This is a genomic window from Pantoea sp. BR_17 (genome assembly GCF_041955125.1).
GTDB lineage: Bacteria > Pseudomonadota > Gammaproteobacteria > Enterobacterales > Enterobacteriaceae > Pantoea > Pantoea stewartii.
The window spans coordinates 92,047-106,791 of the sequence record NZ_JAVAXT010000017.1 but is presented as its reverse complement, the minus strand read 5'-3'; the positions used below and the strand labels follow the sequence as shown (position 1 = coordinate 106,791).

The window sequence follows — 14,745 nt, the reverse complement described above, 5'->3', positions numbered from 1 at the left end:
TGTAACTAAACTTGTTTTTGCCCGCCTCTGGCGGGTGCTACCTCAGGCCGCGTAGCGGACTCATCGAACCGGCGCGGACGCAGTCCGCTGCAAGGTCGTTCGCTTATGGAAACTGTCCACAGGACAGGTGACGTTTAGGTCAGTCATTTAAATGAAAGTCTTTACTGTTTTTTAAAAGAGAGAAGATCAGAAGTTTAAAAGGATCATGGCGGTTTAGGAAAAGTTCGCTTGTCAGCTACTGCAGCCCCCGAATGTAACTCATGGGAATTAACCTCTGTCAGTTAATGGGAATAACTCAGCGCTTACGTGCTGAAAGAAGCATTCCGGTGTTAACCGGCGCCGGTGATGTGGCAATTAGGGCCGCGGGAGTTTCCCGTCAGGGCGAATGATTTCATCGTTTTGTGGCCTCGCCTGCTCAATCTGAACTGCAGGCTGCCCGAGGGCCTGGCCTTGTTTGCGCTGGAACGACTCCGTGACTGAAACGCTTTTCTGCTGTTGACTGTCTCTGACGGTGAAACGCCGGCCGTCATTGTCCTGCAGATTATGCATCGAACCGGAATACAGCACTCTCCTGACTGCGTCAGCATTGCCTTTCACAAACTGGGCACCTTCACTTCTCCAGGCTGTCAGGGCAGCAGCAAGATCGTTATTGAAACGCTCAGACCGGGCATCAGAGGAGGTATACACCTCTACCCTGTTTCCAAAATCCGTGACAGCGGGCTGACCGTTTCTGAGGTAGGTAACGGAACCGTCGCGTCGCAGCTGCGTGTCATGCTCACTGGAGCGGAAAATCGGCGCGTCATCACCGTGAGCGCAGACAATGACGGCTCCGGGAGTAGCACTGTTCTTCTCACTCTGACGGGCTTTGCGTTTTTCACGATAGGCCCAGCCGCGCATCTGGCTGAGTGCGGCAATATCACCGTTTACCGCTTCACGCTCCACCCACTGTTTCCATGACAGAGGCCTGAACATGCCGGTATCCGCCAGCACCTGGCGTTCCTCACGCAGTTGCAGGCGGAGAGTGGCCATGGCTTTCATCTTTTCAAACTCGGCCATGCGGTACATAAGCTTGCGCAGCAGCGGGTCACGGACCGTTTTACGGACATGTGCTTTCATGGCCACACAGTGTGAGTGAATCTCACGGAACCGCTCGCGCGCCCTCAGGTCCGGTTTTTCCCAGCCTTCACGGTAGGCGTCAAAACGGGCGCGCAGAATTTCTCTGGCCACTGCCCTCGCCTCACGGCGCTCCTGACGCAAATCCTGATCGCGGACGTGAAGCTGGGGATTGTAATGACTCAGGATACCGGTGATGCCATCCTGCGGTCGCTCCGGATTAAATGCCGGCGGTGCAGGAGAGAATTCACCACACTTCGCTTCCATGGCCGGCAGACTGATGGCCGGATGGATGTCAGACGCTTTTACGCTTACACCGTCAGGCTGAAGCAGATCATAAACAGCAAGTCCGCCGCTCTGCTCACGCAGACCGAGACCGCGGGTATGCAGCATGGTGTGCAGCCATGGCCAGTCAAGCCGGTCATCCTGCTGCGCCTTGCTGATGACGTCGCGCACTTCAAGCACGGCGTACCCGTGAAGACTTTCACGGTCGGAAAAAATCTCACGGCGTGCTGCGCCACGCGGCGCGGCGGACATGTCCCGTGGGGTACGGTGCAGGTCGCCGAACTCATCCATATGCCAGCTGCCGTTGTCAACCTTGAAGCCTAAATCTCGCTCCAGTACGCGACAGCATTTCTGCAGCGTGTCCGCATCGTTCCACATGTTCTGCGCCCTGAACGTTTCCGGATGAACGCGGTTAGCGGAAACGTGACAGTGGATGTTGTCAGTGTCTTTATGAATGGCAGCGACATACTGATGGTCTTTCATGCCCAGGCTTTCCAGGCAGTAACGCGCGGACTGAAAAATCGCATCATCGGAGGGATTTTCGTCTGACTGCCAGCTCAGGATGAAGTGATAAACCGGATCCTTACAGTGACGGTTCTGCATGGCGGTCATGTTCATCTCTGCAGCAGCAGAACCCAGCGACCAGCAGTTGGTCTCGCACCGCACCTCACCGGAAGACACTCGCTGGATGCCCTCCGGTGAAATGCTGTGAACCTGAGTGACGGAGGCTGTGCTCTTACGTCCGACGTAGTTTACCAGCTGCCCGAATCCGGGAGTCGTCACATACTCAATATCGTGGGTATGCTCCGCTGTACCATCCGGTGTGACGATATCGCTGGCCTTCTTCTCCTGACGCGTGCTGACGTACTCAACCAGCTTTTTGAAACTGGTTTTTTTGTCACGACGTTTTGGAGGAATGATGACGTTCATCAGTCTGTTATCTCTTCAGCCGGTACCGGCGTCATGTCCAGAGCGTTAAGTGTCTGGGTGATGGCCACAAGCACGTCAGAAAACTGGCGGCTCAGCTCCGTTGTCATGCTTTTCTCCATCTGCGTGAAGAGATGCTTTTGTAGTCCACCGAGGCGTTTGACTTCATTCATCATACGGATATCAGTCCGGACGGTTATGCGCCGGTTGAGCGCGGAACGCCGCAGCAGTTCCGATCGCGTCAGGCCTGCTGAGGCAGCTTTTTTATCAATGGCCTCAAGCTCAGCCTCGGTACACCGCAGCTGAACAATCACGTTCCTCTGACGCTTTTCACTTTTCGCCATAACTCAACCTCAGCTCGGGACCGGGGTGTAGGGGCAAAGCCCTGACCAGTCGTTTTGGCGTTACTGTCTGCGTGCAGACGGTAATGACAAAACATTACCTGCCCATATTATTTAATTAATAACATGAATTTTGGCACTAAAGCGCCATGAAGTATATGGCGTCATGGGAGGCAGGTGCCGGATTTTTCCGCAGGTTCGCGGCAGAATCATGGTTTTCGGGTTTTCCCACTAGGAGGTTTTATGGCTACGCAGCAGTTTTTCACGCAGGAACAGATTAACGAGGCAAAATCCCGGCTGGAAAATTTGCCGGATTTGTCACCCGCACGCATTACCAGAAATAAAGCGCTGGACAGCCTTCGCGGCACGATTTTGATGCTGGCAAAGGAAAAGGGCTATAACGCAAAAGATATAAAATCGGCGCTGGATGACATGCAGTTTGGTTTCAGTGAAAAGGCCATTTCTGATGTTATTAAAGAGAATGGAAAAGCCAAAAAACAGGCGCGTGTCCGGAAGGCGAGAAGTGCGGGAACCGGTGCAGGTAATGAGGTGCGTGACGCGGTAACGAAGTGATTTCGCTCCCAAAAAAAGGGGCTTTTCAGTGCCCCGTATCAGGAATCAGGATTTCAGTTCTTTCATTTTTTCGGCAAGACACCACAGAAAACGGTTGTTTATTATGTCGCCGTCAATGCCGTTTATCGCACGGGTTTTTGTCACTGCACCCTTTGCGGTCTGCCCACGTAATCCGCCACGAATGATGTTTTCCTGGGTACGCTGATAAACAGTCCAGAGGTCATTCGGGTTGTCTGCCTTGCGGCGGGGCTGCGAAACTGTATCAGCCGTGACCGGAATATGCTGACCATCATAGCGAAACGCCAGCGCCGTTTCGGCAAAGGCAACCTGTTCACGATGGTCAAGCCGGATAAGCTTCATTTAGTCGCGTGAATATTCAACCACCTGACTGACAATGTCGCCTTTATGCGGTACACGAATTTCGCCATACACTTCACCGCATACCATGCCGTTGGAACAGACGCTGCGAAACTGTCCGGGGATCATCTGGTAGCTGCTGCTGCCGTCATGGCTGTTCAGCAAAATAATTTTCGATACTTCTGAGGCAAGAATCTGATCACGTTGACACAGGCACAGCAGGTGTTTTGCATGACCGACACGCCCCTATCGCGCACGCGCTGCTGACAGGCATAGAACGGCTCTGCGCTTGCGGACGCAGTGCACTACGTGACGGACACGTGACCGAATTTCATCCGGAATTTCAAGTACATACTGATCGGTGTGACGATGGTGTTTATGAGATGATTTTCCGGCGGGCTTTACATCCCGGCGGAGGGTGTGATGATGCTGCGGTCAGCAGTTTTCATGATTTACTTCTTATTGCTGTTGATGTTCCAGACGGTCATTAGGTCGTGGCGTCCGGGCTGAAAGGACGGCCGGCGGATAACGGTGTAACCGATATCAAATTCGTAGACAGCGACCGGCCAGCCATCACGCATATAAACTTTCAGCGCGTCCGGTTCTTCTGTCGGCTCATCAATCACCACCAGCCCGTTAAAATCATCACGCGAAAAACCAGACGGTCCCAGAAATTCGCCGTGCATCCATACGTAGTCGCACAGATCCATAAATGCATCGACGGGCAAATCCTGCGTGTCCGGGATGCCGGGAGCTGATATTTTTTTCATCATGAAATCCTCATGCTGTGAGATCCGGTTTGTACAGCGCGCTGCGGTATGACCGGAGGGCTGCAGGTGCCGAAAAAGCCTTCCTCTGACGCGCCTTTTTTCTTTTTCGATCTGGCCTTTCGCAACGAAGGGCAGAGTTGCGACGACGAATAGAGGGCATAACGGGGCGACGACAAAAAGTTTTTGCCGCCCCTGGCGAAAAGTTTTTGGCGGCGTACATTTCACCCCTTTCTGCCCGAACCGGCGGTGCTACGACAGGTCCTCCGCACAAGGCACGACCGGAACAGCAGGAAAGACGTCAGGAGGGGAATTTGCAGCCCGCCAAGCGGGCTGGCCACAGAGCCCCGGCAAAGGCGACGGCGCCAGTCGTCAGCCGTCAGCAGCCATTGACGTTGACCTTCGCCATCAGACTCTATACAGCATGGCGGGTGTGCCGCCTTAGCGGAGTGAGCCTGACGACTGCCTGCCTGAGCAGGAGCCGAAGGGGGCCATGGCCCTGCCCGTGAAGTGGCATTTCGGTCAGTGAAAGTAAGAAATCGCAAGAAGCCGGGGGATAAAATTAAGACGACCAGATAACGTATGACAGGCACAAAAAAGTCGGACAAGACCGGTGCGCCAGCACCGGGTCTGTACAGCTTTTGAGGTATTTGCTACGCAGCTCAGTTTCAGACGAAAAAGTCGTGCCTTTCAGGGCGGGGGGTTAGTCAATACTGTTGACCCTGAAGGTGGACGCTTTCTTAATGCTGTCTTTATCCAGTGATTTTAGCGTTCAACAGGCGGATCTCGTCCTGGTCAATCCCTGCCAGTAGCTGCGCTACAGTTTTCCGCCCACGCGGTACCCGACGGGATGGGCGTATCTTAACGGCATCACCGTCTGTGCTGATGTTCATAAGTGTGCCAGCGCGCCAGCCAGCCCTTTCGGCGACCTCATCAGGAATGGTCAGAACAAGCCCCCTGCCCTTCTGCCTCAGTGTAGTGACTGACATACTTCCTCCGTAGTAAGTGATGTTGTCTGACAGCTTACAGAATTATACCGCTTAGCGATGTCAGCTATACCAAAATAAAGTCAGGAAGTGTTATTGATAAGAAATAATTATCATAGGGAGCTAAAATGAATCACACAGTGCAGGATGTACTCGATGCAGCAAATCAACAGAATTTTCCTTAACCCTTCACTATCGACGATGGTCAAAAAGTTCTTGATGCAAGCCCTTGGCGCATAAAAATAGGTAGATGCTATTTTATCTGGGATGATGTTGACGGGACCCTGACTATAAATTGCCCTGAAGAACCAAAGCTCGATCACAGGCATCCCGCAGACCCAAGAGCATCTAAATCCCGGGGACCCCGTTAGTCATCATAAAACAAAGCAATATTTACGCCTGTGAAATTTGCGTCAGCCCCTGCCTAGCGGGACTGACGCATAAAATTCAATATCCTGTAAACATTAATTCAGAAATTCACTCCTCATGCCGCCTTAATTGGCTTCGGCTTGTTCGGAACCAACCATGTGTCCATCCCCCGCACGGCCTGCGTTGATTCATCTGAGAGAAACCTCGCCTCAACACTCAATCTCCATAATGGCTCACCTTTAAGCGTCCAGCGGTCTAGCTGTTTCATCGAAGAAAAATGCTCACTCCATCGGTAAAACATACCCTCCAGAGCGTAATGGTTGACCTGCGAATCCGACCAGCGTGACACCCAGCTACCGACCGTTTCCGGCGAATGAAAGACCAGCTCGTTTCGGCCTGAGCTTTGAGTGCCAGGTAAGCCCGTTCCTGATCATGAACCTGCCGTGTTATCTGGTTGGAATATTTTTCCTCCTGTAGTGCTGTTTTCATTCGCTGCCGTTCTGTCTGCTGGAAACGTTTTTCAGGGAAAATATCCCAGACCTCATAGCCGCTGAGCGGTAGCGGGCAGTGTGCTCCTGCACTCAGTATCAGCTTATCAATGGCTTTGAGCCACGACTGTTTTCGCCCCGAAAGTCAGACTCCTGTAGCAAGGGACAAAACACATGGACTTCCTTCAGCGTTACCCGCTTACTGTCCATCAGAAAGCGGAAAAACGCCCGTGCATAGGGGGGAATCTTGCGCGCTAATTTCTGCTCAACGTCAGCAATCGCCTGCATGGCGGCCCCCCTTTTGAGCGACAGCGGAACCAGAGACCGGTTTGTCGGGATCATACGTTTATCTCCTCCGCCAGGTAATCCGCCAGCCCGCTAACGTTGTAATCCATCAGACACACCTGCGCCCTTGCAGCGAGAACGGCACTGATGCGCGAAGGATCGCACGGCGTCAGCCGCCGGGGGACGTCGCGCACGCGTCCCCCGGCCGCCGACACATACACACGCTGGAGATTTCGCCAGGGCTGCACACACAGAGGCAAAACGCCTCATCCGGTGGCATAAAGCTCAGTTGCACCGAAAAGAAGCGGGCAAATTCGCTGCCGTATTCACCGCTAAGGCCGGTGTGTCAGCACCGGCTTATTCCGGCCCGCAGGGCAGCATTTTTTTGCATGGCCTAGCTGGCCGCTACAAGCTAAAAAAAACCGCGCAATATGGCGCGGTCTTTCGGCTGTACCGTCCGGAAGTATGGGGATCAGAGCCGTGCCAGTGTCTGGAGGGTTTCAGGATTCTGCTGCACCATACGGATCAGCAAAACCGCCTGCGCGTTGGGCTTTGCCCTGCCCTGCTCCCAGTTCTGGTACGTGGTTTCGCCCGTATGAAGGTAATGGGCGAAAACCGCCTGAGACAGATTCAGTTTTTCGCGCACGTCGCGCAGCTCCTGCGGCGCTATCGTGGCAGGCTCGCGTCGGGTCGCCTTGTAGGATTTGAGCGTAATCTTGCCGTCCTGATGGTCTTTAAGCTCCTGCATCCCTGTCATGAGTTCACTGAAAATATCGCCTTTAGTCACGTCTCAGCCCTTTCTTAATCATATTCAGCGCGTCTGCCAAAGCATCACGCTGCTGTTTAGTCAAATCGTCACGCTGGTCTTTATCGTAAATGGTGAACAGGATGAACTGGCCTTTATCGTTCGTCCAGTAATAGATAACCCTGATCCCGCATCGGGTGCCTTTATTCCTGCGCTCGTCCCGGAAGCGTACTTTGCCGAGTCCGCCCGTATCGGTGATGATGTCGCCCTTTTCAGAGTTGGCCAGCAACATGTTCTGGAAGACACGAAACTGATCATCGTCAAGATATTCATGGCTGTACTTCTGAAAGCTGGTAAGTTTGATGAATGTTACTTGTATAATTTCATGTGTCCCCAACTAAGGGATAGTATACCCCTAGTTAGGGACACATCAAGAAAATCTGTTATGCATAACTCTCACTGAGCAGGGTTCTGAGTTCATTTTTTTCTGACTGCCAGAGATATAACGCGAGGCCATCCGCCTCAGTGAGAACAAGCCTTCGCGCCTCTGACCACGCATGGACGGAAGAAAGGTGCAGCCGGGGGAGGGCCAGTGTCCAGTTCGTCACGATTCCGGTGATCTCACTGGCTAAACGCCACAGCGTGTCCAAAATCAGTTCCTCCCGGTCTTACTCATCCGGCTGGTTACAAGCACACGCAGTAAACTGAGACATGCCTTAATTTCTTTGAATTTTTGTTCTGAATAGAGAAAAATTATGAATAAAACGATTTTGACAGCAGCCGCCGTTGCAAGCGTTACGGCCTTCGTGCCGTTTATGGCTCAGGCATCTTATGCGTATGTGGGAACCTATAATCCTGATGGCGAAGGGGTTTATCGATTCACGATCAATGCACAGGGTGAACTGTCGGGAAAAACGTTGGTGAGTCAACTGCCCAATCAGGCGCAGATGGTCGCGTCAGCCGATGGTAAACATCTCTATGTGGCCAGTGAGACCGAAAAAGGGAGTGTTACCGCTTATCAGATTGGCCCGGACGGCTCGCTCACGGCATTAAATCAGGTTGACACCCAAGGTAAGGGGCCGGTTTATCTGTCTCTGACACCCGACCAGCGTTACCTGATGGTCGCCAATTATGTCAGCGGCAGTATCACAGTGTTTGCGGTGACGTCAGAGGGTAAACTGAGCCAGGCCATCGATCATCATCAGGACAGTGGCCCGGCAGGCGCAGGCAAACCCGCGGCGGCGCCCGAGGGCAGCTTTGCTATTAGCGACCACAACGGTCCGCATGCACATATGGTCGCCAGCGATCCTACGGGCCAGTTTGTGTACTCGACAGATCTGGGACTGGATCGCATTTACCAGTATCACCTGAATAAAGACGGTACGCTCACGCCCGCTAAACCCGCATGGATAAACGCCTCGTCAGCAGGAGCAGGCCCGCGCCATTTCGTCTTTAGCGCCGACTGCCGTGCGCTCTGGTTAGTCAATGAAGAAGCCTCGACGCTCACGCATTACCTTATTAATCCGCATACCGGTGCCTTGCAGGAAAAGGCCACGGTTTCTACGCTGCCTGCCGGTTATAAAGGCACCAGTTTTGCAGCCGGGTTAGTTATTGATAAGGCCGGGAAAAATCTTTATGTGGCCAACCGTCTGCATGACAGCATTGCGCACTTTGCGGTCAATGCTAACGGCACACTGACGCATAAGGATGATGTGTGGACGCGCGGTGATTACCCACGAACGCTGACGTTATCCCTCGATGGCAGCATGATTTACGTGATGAATCAGCGTAGCGATAACATCACCAGTTTCAGAGTGGACAAAGCGAGCGGTGCCATCACCTTTACCGGAAACTACGTTGCCGTAGGCGCGCCCTCTCAAATGGTTATTGTGCCCTGATGCATTATTCGGGTGCGGGTCATGAAAGCGACCTCACCTGCTGAAACGCGCCCACCCCACGATGATCTCTGGCGTCCCGCGCGGGCGGGATGCCAAACAGACGACTATATTCGCGGGTAAACTGCGTCAAACTGTCATAACCCACCGTCGACGCAACGGCAGCAACGTTACCGGGCTGACGAAAGAGCAGATTACGCGCCGCATAAAGCCGCAGATGCTTTTGATACTGCAACGGAGAAAATCCGGTGCTGGCTTTAAAACGACGATGAAATACCGAGATACTCATGTTGGTCATATGCGCCAGTTGTTCAATGCGCACCGGCGAAGCATAGTGCGTTTTCAACCAGCTCACCGCACTGCGGATGGATGAAAAATAACCGCTTGTGTCAGTAGCCTGACGCAACAGCGCACCCTGGGGGCCGCGCAACAGGCGGTAAACAATTTCACGCTCCGTTAAGGGCGCCATCACAGCAATATCTTCGGGATGATGAGTCAGACGCACCAGTCGCAACCAGGCATCCAGTAATGTTGCATCTGCATCCTCAACAGCAAACCCCGGTCCGGCCGGTGGTTCACTCACTGCGGGTGACACATGCAGTAATGCTCTTATCACGGCAAGATCGAATGTCAGGCGCACTGCCAGATAAGGCGCTGCATCGCTGGCACCCACAATCTTACCGCTTGCTGGCAGATCGACAGACGAGATAAAGGCCTGCCCGGCGCTATAGCGAAAGAGACGCGATCCAATCTGCAGCTGCTTCTCACCCTGCAGGATCAGGCTAATAAAGGGTGGATAAACCTCAGGCGGAAGAGTAAGAGGTTGCGTGACCCGGTAGATGTCCAGTCGTGGGATGGCCGAACGCGCGTTTGCATCCACAGGCCAGTCCTGCACGCTCTCGCGCAGGGCGTCTAATGCCGTTGTCATAAGCTCCGCCTTACGCAGAATTAAGCAGAAACAGGCAAATAATAAGCAGAATTCAGGCCGCACGGCAATGATGTGCGCACTAAAATCAGTGCGAAGAGTGCCACAACCGGAGCGAGAAAAGCGATGAATATTAAAGGGGCAGCAATCATGATAACCGGCGCATCGTCGGGCATTGGTGCAGCAACCGCCCGGGCGGCTGCACAATCCGGCGCGCAGGTGGTACTTATCGCGCGGCGTACAGAACGCATTAGCGCGCTGGCGCAAACGTTGGGAAACGCCATAGCGATAGCCTGTGATGTGACGCGTCATGATGAGATTGCCAACGCCGTTCAGACCACGCTTAGCCATTTTGGGCGCATTGACGCGTTAATCAACAATGCGGGGCAAGGGCTGCATGGTGCCATTGACACGATCGGCAGTAAGGACTTCATGGCACTGCTGGACGTAAATCTGGTTGCGCCACTCAGGATGATGCAGGCGGTCCTAGCCGCGATGCGTCAGCAAGGACGCGGCAGCATTATTAATGTCAGCTCAGGTGCAACGCTGGCAACCTATCCAGGCTCCGCGGCCTATACCAGCGCGAAAGCCGGACTGAATATGCTTTCACGTGTTGCCCGTCTGGAGCTGGCTTCTGAGGGGATCACGGTATCGACTTTCTATCCCTTTGTGACCGCGACAGAATTTTACCAGTCCGTTAAATTAGGCCGTGAGCAGGCCAGCGCGCAGGAAAAAGAGATTGCCGCCTTCGCGCATTCACCTGAAAAAGTCGCTGAAAGTCTGTTAATGCTACTTGAGAGCGGGGATGCCGAGCAGGATCTGGTGCCAGAAGCTTATGGTGGCAGCGTCCGCGACGCGTAAAAGGCCGGGAATACGCATCACGTTTACAGCCGCTTTTGTTTAGCAAACAGCGCGCCGATAACATGCCAGAGCGCATGGCTTTCGGCGCGCAGGTGCACGAACGATACCGGCTTCGCGCCAGACGGAGATCACCAACGAGCGTGATCAGCCCCGGCGATAACCGCTATCCGGGGCCCGAAACCGCTCCCGCTTCAGACGTTCTCTTCCCTTATCACCGCAACCCGCTGTCCCGCGCGCACAGCACTGCCTGGCTGCACGTTTATCTGCTGAATGATGCCGTCGCATGGTGCCAGTAGCGGAATCTCCATTTTCATGGATTCCAGCACGACCAGCACATCCCCCGCATGCACGCGACTTCCCGCCGTGGTTTGCACCTGCCAGAGATTGCCGGAAACCGGGCTTTCGACGCCCTGTTCGCCCTGCTGTAATGACCTATCGCCGCCCTCTTCCACCACGCTTTCCTGGCTGTCGAAATGAGCCTGCCCGCTGGCGATCCAGCGATCGCGTTCCGCATTAAACGCCTTTTGCTGATGGTCACGAAACGCCGCGATGCTCTGCGCCTCCTGAGCAAGAAACTGCTGATAATCGCTTAACCGCAGCGTGCTGTGCTCAATGCGCAGCGGATAGCGTCCCAGTGGAAAATCGCGGCGTATTTGCATCAGTTCCCCGGCGGATACGGGGTAAAAACGCAGTTGATCGAAGAAGCGCAGTAGCCAGGGTTTTCCGGCAAAATCGGTGACGTCGCGATAGCGGTTCCACATCTGAAGCGTGCGGCCCACGAACTGATAGCCACCGGGCCCTTCCATACCGTAAACGCACAGGTAGGCCCCACCGATACCGACCGAATTTTCTGCCGTCCAGGTACGCGCCGGATTATATTTTGTGGTGACAAGACGATGGCGCGGATCCAGCGGTGTCGCTACCGGCGCGCCAAGATAGACATCGCCCAGCCCCATAACCAGGTAGCTGGCTTCAAATACCGTTTTCCAGACCGCCTGCTCGTCAGGCAGATCGTTAATCCGACGAATAAACTCCAGGTTGCTGGGGCACCACGGCGCATCAGGACGTACCGTGGTCATGTATTTTTCAATCGCCTGACGGCAGGCGGGATCGTCCCAGGAAAGCGGCAGATGCACCACGCGCGTCGGCACCTGCAGATCATCATGCATACAAACTGTGAGCCACTCGCCGCGCACCCATGCCAACAGCGCGTCATGGGTGAGAATTTCAGGCTGAAAATGGATTTGCAGCGAACGGATCCCCGGCGTGATATCAATCACCCCGTCTTTTGCATGCGCTTCCAGCGCCTGCATCAGGGCATGAATGCGAAAACGCAGAACCAGATCCAGTTCCGGCTCCCCGGCTTCGAGGAGCAGATGCGTATCGCCCGAAAGCCGCGCCACCAGGCGCTTATCGGCCTCGCCGCAGGTCATAACAATCGGCGAGGTCAGCGGCGCAGGTTGCCAGGCCGTCTCCTGCGCGCAGAGCGTTGCCAGCGCCTGGCGTTGCTCCCGGGCCAACTGACGCGCGGTGGGCAAATCCACTGCGGTAAAGCGCACGTTATCACCGGCTTTCAGTTGCCCCAGCTGCCATAGGTCGGCTTCTATGACCGTGACCGGACAAACGAAGCCCCCCAGACTGGGTCCATCCGGGCCCAAAATTACCGGCATATCGCCGGTAAAATCCACCGCGCCAATAGCGTAGGGGTTATCGTGAATATTCGATGGGTGCAGTCCGGCTTCGCCGCCGCTGTCGCGGCTCCAGTCAGGCTTGGGTCCAATCAGACGAACGCCCGTGCGACTGGAGTTGAAATGTACTTCCCAGTGCGTGGCAAAAAAGGTGGCGATATAGTCCGGCGTAAAAAACTCCGGCGCGCCATGGGGGCCATAAATCACCCGTAAGGTGCGGACCTGCGGAAGATTCGTACGCAACGCCAGAGGAAGTTTCGTGCCCGCCTGCGCCGTCTGCGGTGCCAGGTGCAGGATATCACCGCTGCGCAGGGCGCGTCCGGCATGACCACCAAACTGGCCGAGCGTAAAGGTGCTTTTGCTGCCTAAATATGTTGGCACCTGAATACCGCCGCTCAGGCAGAGATAGCTTCGCACGCCCGCACCGTTTACGGCACCCAGCTTTAGCGTTGCTCCGGCGGATATCGTAAAGACACATTCCATCGGCACGGGCTGGCCATCCAGGGTAGCGCTCAGCGATGCACCGCAAATCACCGCCTCAATGGCGGTGTTAAATTTCAGGGTGGGTCCGGTGAGGGTGATTTCCAGCGCGGCTTCGCCCTCCTCATTCCCCAGCAGCCGGTTGCCTGAACGCAGGGCGCGATCATCCATCGGCCCGGATGGCGGTACGCCGATTGCCCAGTACCCCAGACGGCCCGGGTAATCCTGAACGCTGGTTTGCGTACCGGCACTCAGCACCTCAACTGTCGCCGCCTGATAACACAGTTGCTCCAGACAACGGGTCCAGGGTTCTCCGTGGACAAAGGGCGCAAACGCCAGGATTTGCTGCAGATAGAGGCGATTGGTTTCAACACCGTACAAACGCGTCTCCCCTAGCGCCTGCGAAAGCGTGGCAATGGCCTCATCGCGGCTGGGCCGCCAGGCGATCATTTTTGCCAGTAGCGGATCAAAAAACGGCGGCACTTCACAGCCGGCTTCGACCCAGTGATCAATGCGCAGGCTGGCATTCTCGGTTTCGGGAAAGGCTACCTCCGTGAGCAGTCCGGGGGAAGGCTGAAACTGCCGTCCCGGATCTTCCGCATAAACCCGTGCCTGAACAGCATGGCCCTGTGGCTGAAGCCCCGCGGCCAGCTCGCGCAGCGGCGGCAAGGTGCCCGCCGCCAGTTCAATCATCCATTTCACCAGGTCAACACCCCAGACCTGTTCCGTTACGCCATGCTCTACCTGAAGGCGGGTATTGACCTCCAGGAAGTAAAACTGGCGGGCGACGCTGTCATAAACAAACTCCACTGTGCCCGCACTGCGATAGTTTACCGCTTTACCCAGCGCAACCGCCGCCTCGCACAGCGCCTGCGCCATTCCTTCGAGCAGATTGGGCGCGGGGGTTTCTTCGATGACCTTTTGATTACGCCGCTGCACCGAGCAGTCACGCACGCCCAGCGCGATAACCTCACCCAGTCCGTCGCCGAAAATCTGTACCTCAAGGTGGCGCGCCCGCTCGATATAGTTTTCGAGAAACACGCCGGCGTCGCTGAAGTTGTTTTGCCCCAGCCGCTGTACCGTATCGAACGCGTCGGCCAGCTCGTGCGCATCGCGGCAAACGCGCATGCCAATTCCGCCGCCGCCCGCGGTGCTTTTCAGCATCACCGGATAACCGACTGTCCCGGCGACACGGCAGGCTTCGGCGGCATCGGCCAGTAATTCGCTGCCTTCCAGTAAGGGCACACCTTCGGCTTTCGCCAGGGCCCGGGCCGTGTGCTTCAGGCCAAAGGTTCGCAACTGCTGCGGCGTTGGGCCGACAAAAATCAGTCCTGCGGCCTCACAGGCTTCCGCGAACGCGGCATTTTCAGAGAGAAAACCGTAGCCCGGATGAATGGCCTGTGCGCCACTTTGCTGCGCTGCGGCGATAATTTTTTCGGCGACCAGATAGGTTTGCGCCGCTGGGCCGTCGCCAAGGCTTAACGCTTCATCCGCGTCGCGAATATGCAGGCTACCGAGATCGGCTTCGGCATACACAGCCACACCCTTCACCTGCATGGCACGTAGGGTGCGCAAAATGCGGCAGGCAATCGCGCCACGGTTGGCAATCAGTAAGGTATCAAACATAAGCGGAACTCTCAGGGAAGCGGGCCGTCCCGCA

15 protein-coding genes and 1 pseudogene are annotated in these 14,745 nt (G+C 55.2%); 3 read left to right on the top strand and 13 right to left on the bottom strand.

What is annotated here, in order from left to right; all coding sequences use genetic code 11:
* Window positions 1-354: 354 nt before the first annotated feature.
* Complete coding sequence (gene traI, locus RAC60_RS21200) at window positions 355-2,328, bottom strand: TraI/MobA(P) family conjugative relaxase (RefSeq protein WP_375094272.1); 1,974 nt, start codon at window positions 2,326-2,328, stop codon at window positions 355-357.
* The gene (gene mobA / locus RAC60_RS21195) at window positions 2,328-2,669 is read right to left on the bottom strand and encodes a plasmid mobilization protein MobA (protein WP_058702440.1); all 342 of its coding nucleotides are present in this window, start codon (window positions 2,667-2,669) and stop codon (window positions 2,328-2,330) included. Before mobA ends, traI begins: the two co-directional genes overlap by 1 nt.
* Before the next feature lie 240 nt (window positions 2,670-2,909).
* Between mobA and RAC60_RS21190 the strand changes: the two genes are divergently transcribed.
* A complete protein-coding gene (locus tag RAC60_RS21190; RefSeq protein ID WP_375094271.1) occupies window positions 2,910-3,239 on the top strand; it encodes a hypothetical protein in 330 nt (109 codons plus the stop codon).
* 45 nt (window positions 3,240-3,284) lie between these two features.
* Here the strand turns inward: RAC60_RS21190 and RAC60_RS21185 are convergent, their stop codons facing one another.
* The 9 genes and pseudogenes from RAC60_RS21185 to RAC60_RS21145 all read right to left on the bottom strand — a co-directional run bounded on the left by RAC60_RS21185 (window position 3,285) and on the right by RAC60_RS21145 (window position 7,528).
* Complete coding sequence (locus RAC60_RS21185) at window positions 3,285-3,599, bottom strand: DUF932 domain-containing protein (protein ID WP_058702442.1); 315 nt, start codon at window positions 3,597-3,599, stop codon at window positions 3,285-3,287.
* Window positions 3,600-3,791, bottom strand: coding sequence for a DUF932 domain-containing protein (locus RAC60_RS21180; RefSeq protein WP_375094275.1), 192 nt, complete (start codon window positions 3,789-3,791; stop codon window positions 3,600-3,602).
* A gap of 257 nt (window positions 3,792-4,048) precedes the next feature.
* A complete protein-coding gene (locus tag RAC60_RS21175) occupies window positions 4,049-4,591 on the bottom strand; it encodes a hypothetical protein (RefSeq protein WP_152998372.1) in 543 nt (180 codons plus the stop codon).
* A 524-nt stretch (window positions 4,592-5,115) separates the two neighbouring features.
* On the bottom strand, window positions 5,116-5,352 hold the full coding sequence (locus tag RAC60_RS21170; RefSeq protein WP_058702444.1) for an AbrB/MazE/SpoVT family DNA-binding domain-containing protein: 237 nt from the start codon (window positions 5,350-5,352) through the stop codon (window positions 5,116-5,118).
* A 481-nt stretch (window positions 5,353-5,833) separates the two neighbouring features.
* The gene (locus RAC60_RS21165) at window positions 5,834-6,103 is read right to left on the bottom strand and encodes a plasmid SOS inhibition protein A (RefSeq protein ID WP_375094274.1); all 270 of its coding nucleotides are present in this window, start codon (window positions 6,101-6,103) and stop codon (window positions 5,834-5,836) included.
* Between the two features lie 202 nt (window positions 6,104-6,305).
* A complete protein-coding gene (locus RAC60_RS21160) occupies window positions 6,306-6,548 on the bottom strand; it encodes a hypothetical protein (RefSeq protein WP_375094269.1) in 243 nt (80 codons plus the stop codon).
* A 112-nt stretch (window positions 6,549-6,660) separates the two neighbouring features.
* Window positions 6,661-6,813: pseudogene (locus tag RAC60_RS21155) on the bottom strand (conjugation system SOS inhibitor PsiB family protein); the annotation flags it as partial.
* A 150-nt stretch (window positions 6,814-6,963) separates the two neighbouring features.
* Window positions 6,964-7,278 (bottom strand): helix-turn-helix domain-containing protein, encoded by a 315-nt coding sequence (locus tag RAC60_RS21150; protein ID WP_375094268.1) that lies wholly within the window; start codon window positions 7,276-7,278, stop codon window positions 6,964-6,966.
* Window positions 7,271-7,528, bottom strand: coding sequence for a toxin (locus RAC60_RS21145; protein ID WP_375094266.1), 258 nt, complete (start codon window positions 7,526-7,528; stop codon window positions 7,271-7,273). Before RAC60_RS21145 ends, RAC60_RS21150 begins: the two co-directional genes overlap by 8 nt.
* Window positions 7,529-7,991: 463 nt before the next feature.
* On the opposite strand from RAC60_RS21145, the gene RAC60_RS21140 reads away from it, so the two are divergent.
* Window positions 7,992-9,134 carry a lactonase family protein gene (locus RAC60_RS21140; protein ID WP_375094265.1) on the top strand — a complete coding sequence of 381 codons (1,143 nt, stop codon included), beginning with the start codon at window positions 7,992-7,994 and terminating at the stop codon, window positions 9,132-9,134.
* Window positions 9,135-9,153: 19 nt separating this feature from the next.
* Here RAC60_RS21140 and RAC60_RS21135 read toward each other — a convergent pair whose 3' ends face one another.
* On the bottom strand, window positions 9,154-10,059 hold the full coding sequence (locus tag RAC60_RS21135) for an AraC family transcriptional regulator N-terminal domain-containing protein (RefSeq protein WP_375094263.1): 906 nt from the start codon (window positions 10,057-10,059) through the stop codon (window positions 9,154-9,156).
* A gap of 147 nt (window positions 10,060-10,206) precedes the next feature.
* Here RAC60_RS21135 and RAC60_RS21130 point away from each other — a divergent pair, with 147 nt between their 5' ends.
* Window positions 10,207-10,917 (top strand): SDR family oxidoreductase, encoded by a 711-nt coding sequence (locus tag RAC60_RS21130; protein ID WP_375094262.1) that lies wholly within the window; start codon window positions 10,207-10,209, stop codon window positions 10,915-10,917.
* 191 nt (window positions 10,918-11,108) lie between these two features.
* Here the strand turns inward: RAC60_RS21130 and uca are convergent, their stop codons facing one another.
* Window positions 11,109-14,711 carry an urea carboxylase gene (gene uca / locus RAC60_RS21125; RefSeq protein ID WP_375094260.1) on the bottom strand — a complete coding sequence of 1,201 codons (3,603 nt, stop codon included), beginning with the start codon at window positions 14,709-14,711 and terminating at the stop codon, window positions 11,109-11,111.
* Window positions 14,712-14,745: the final 34 nt, after the last annotated feature.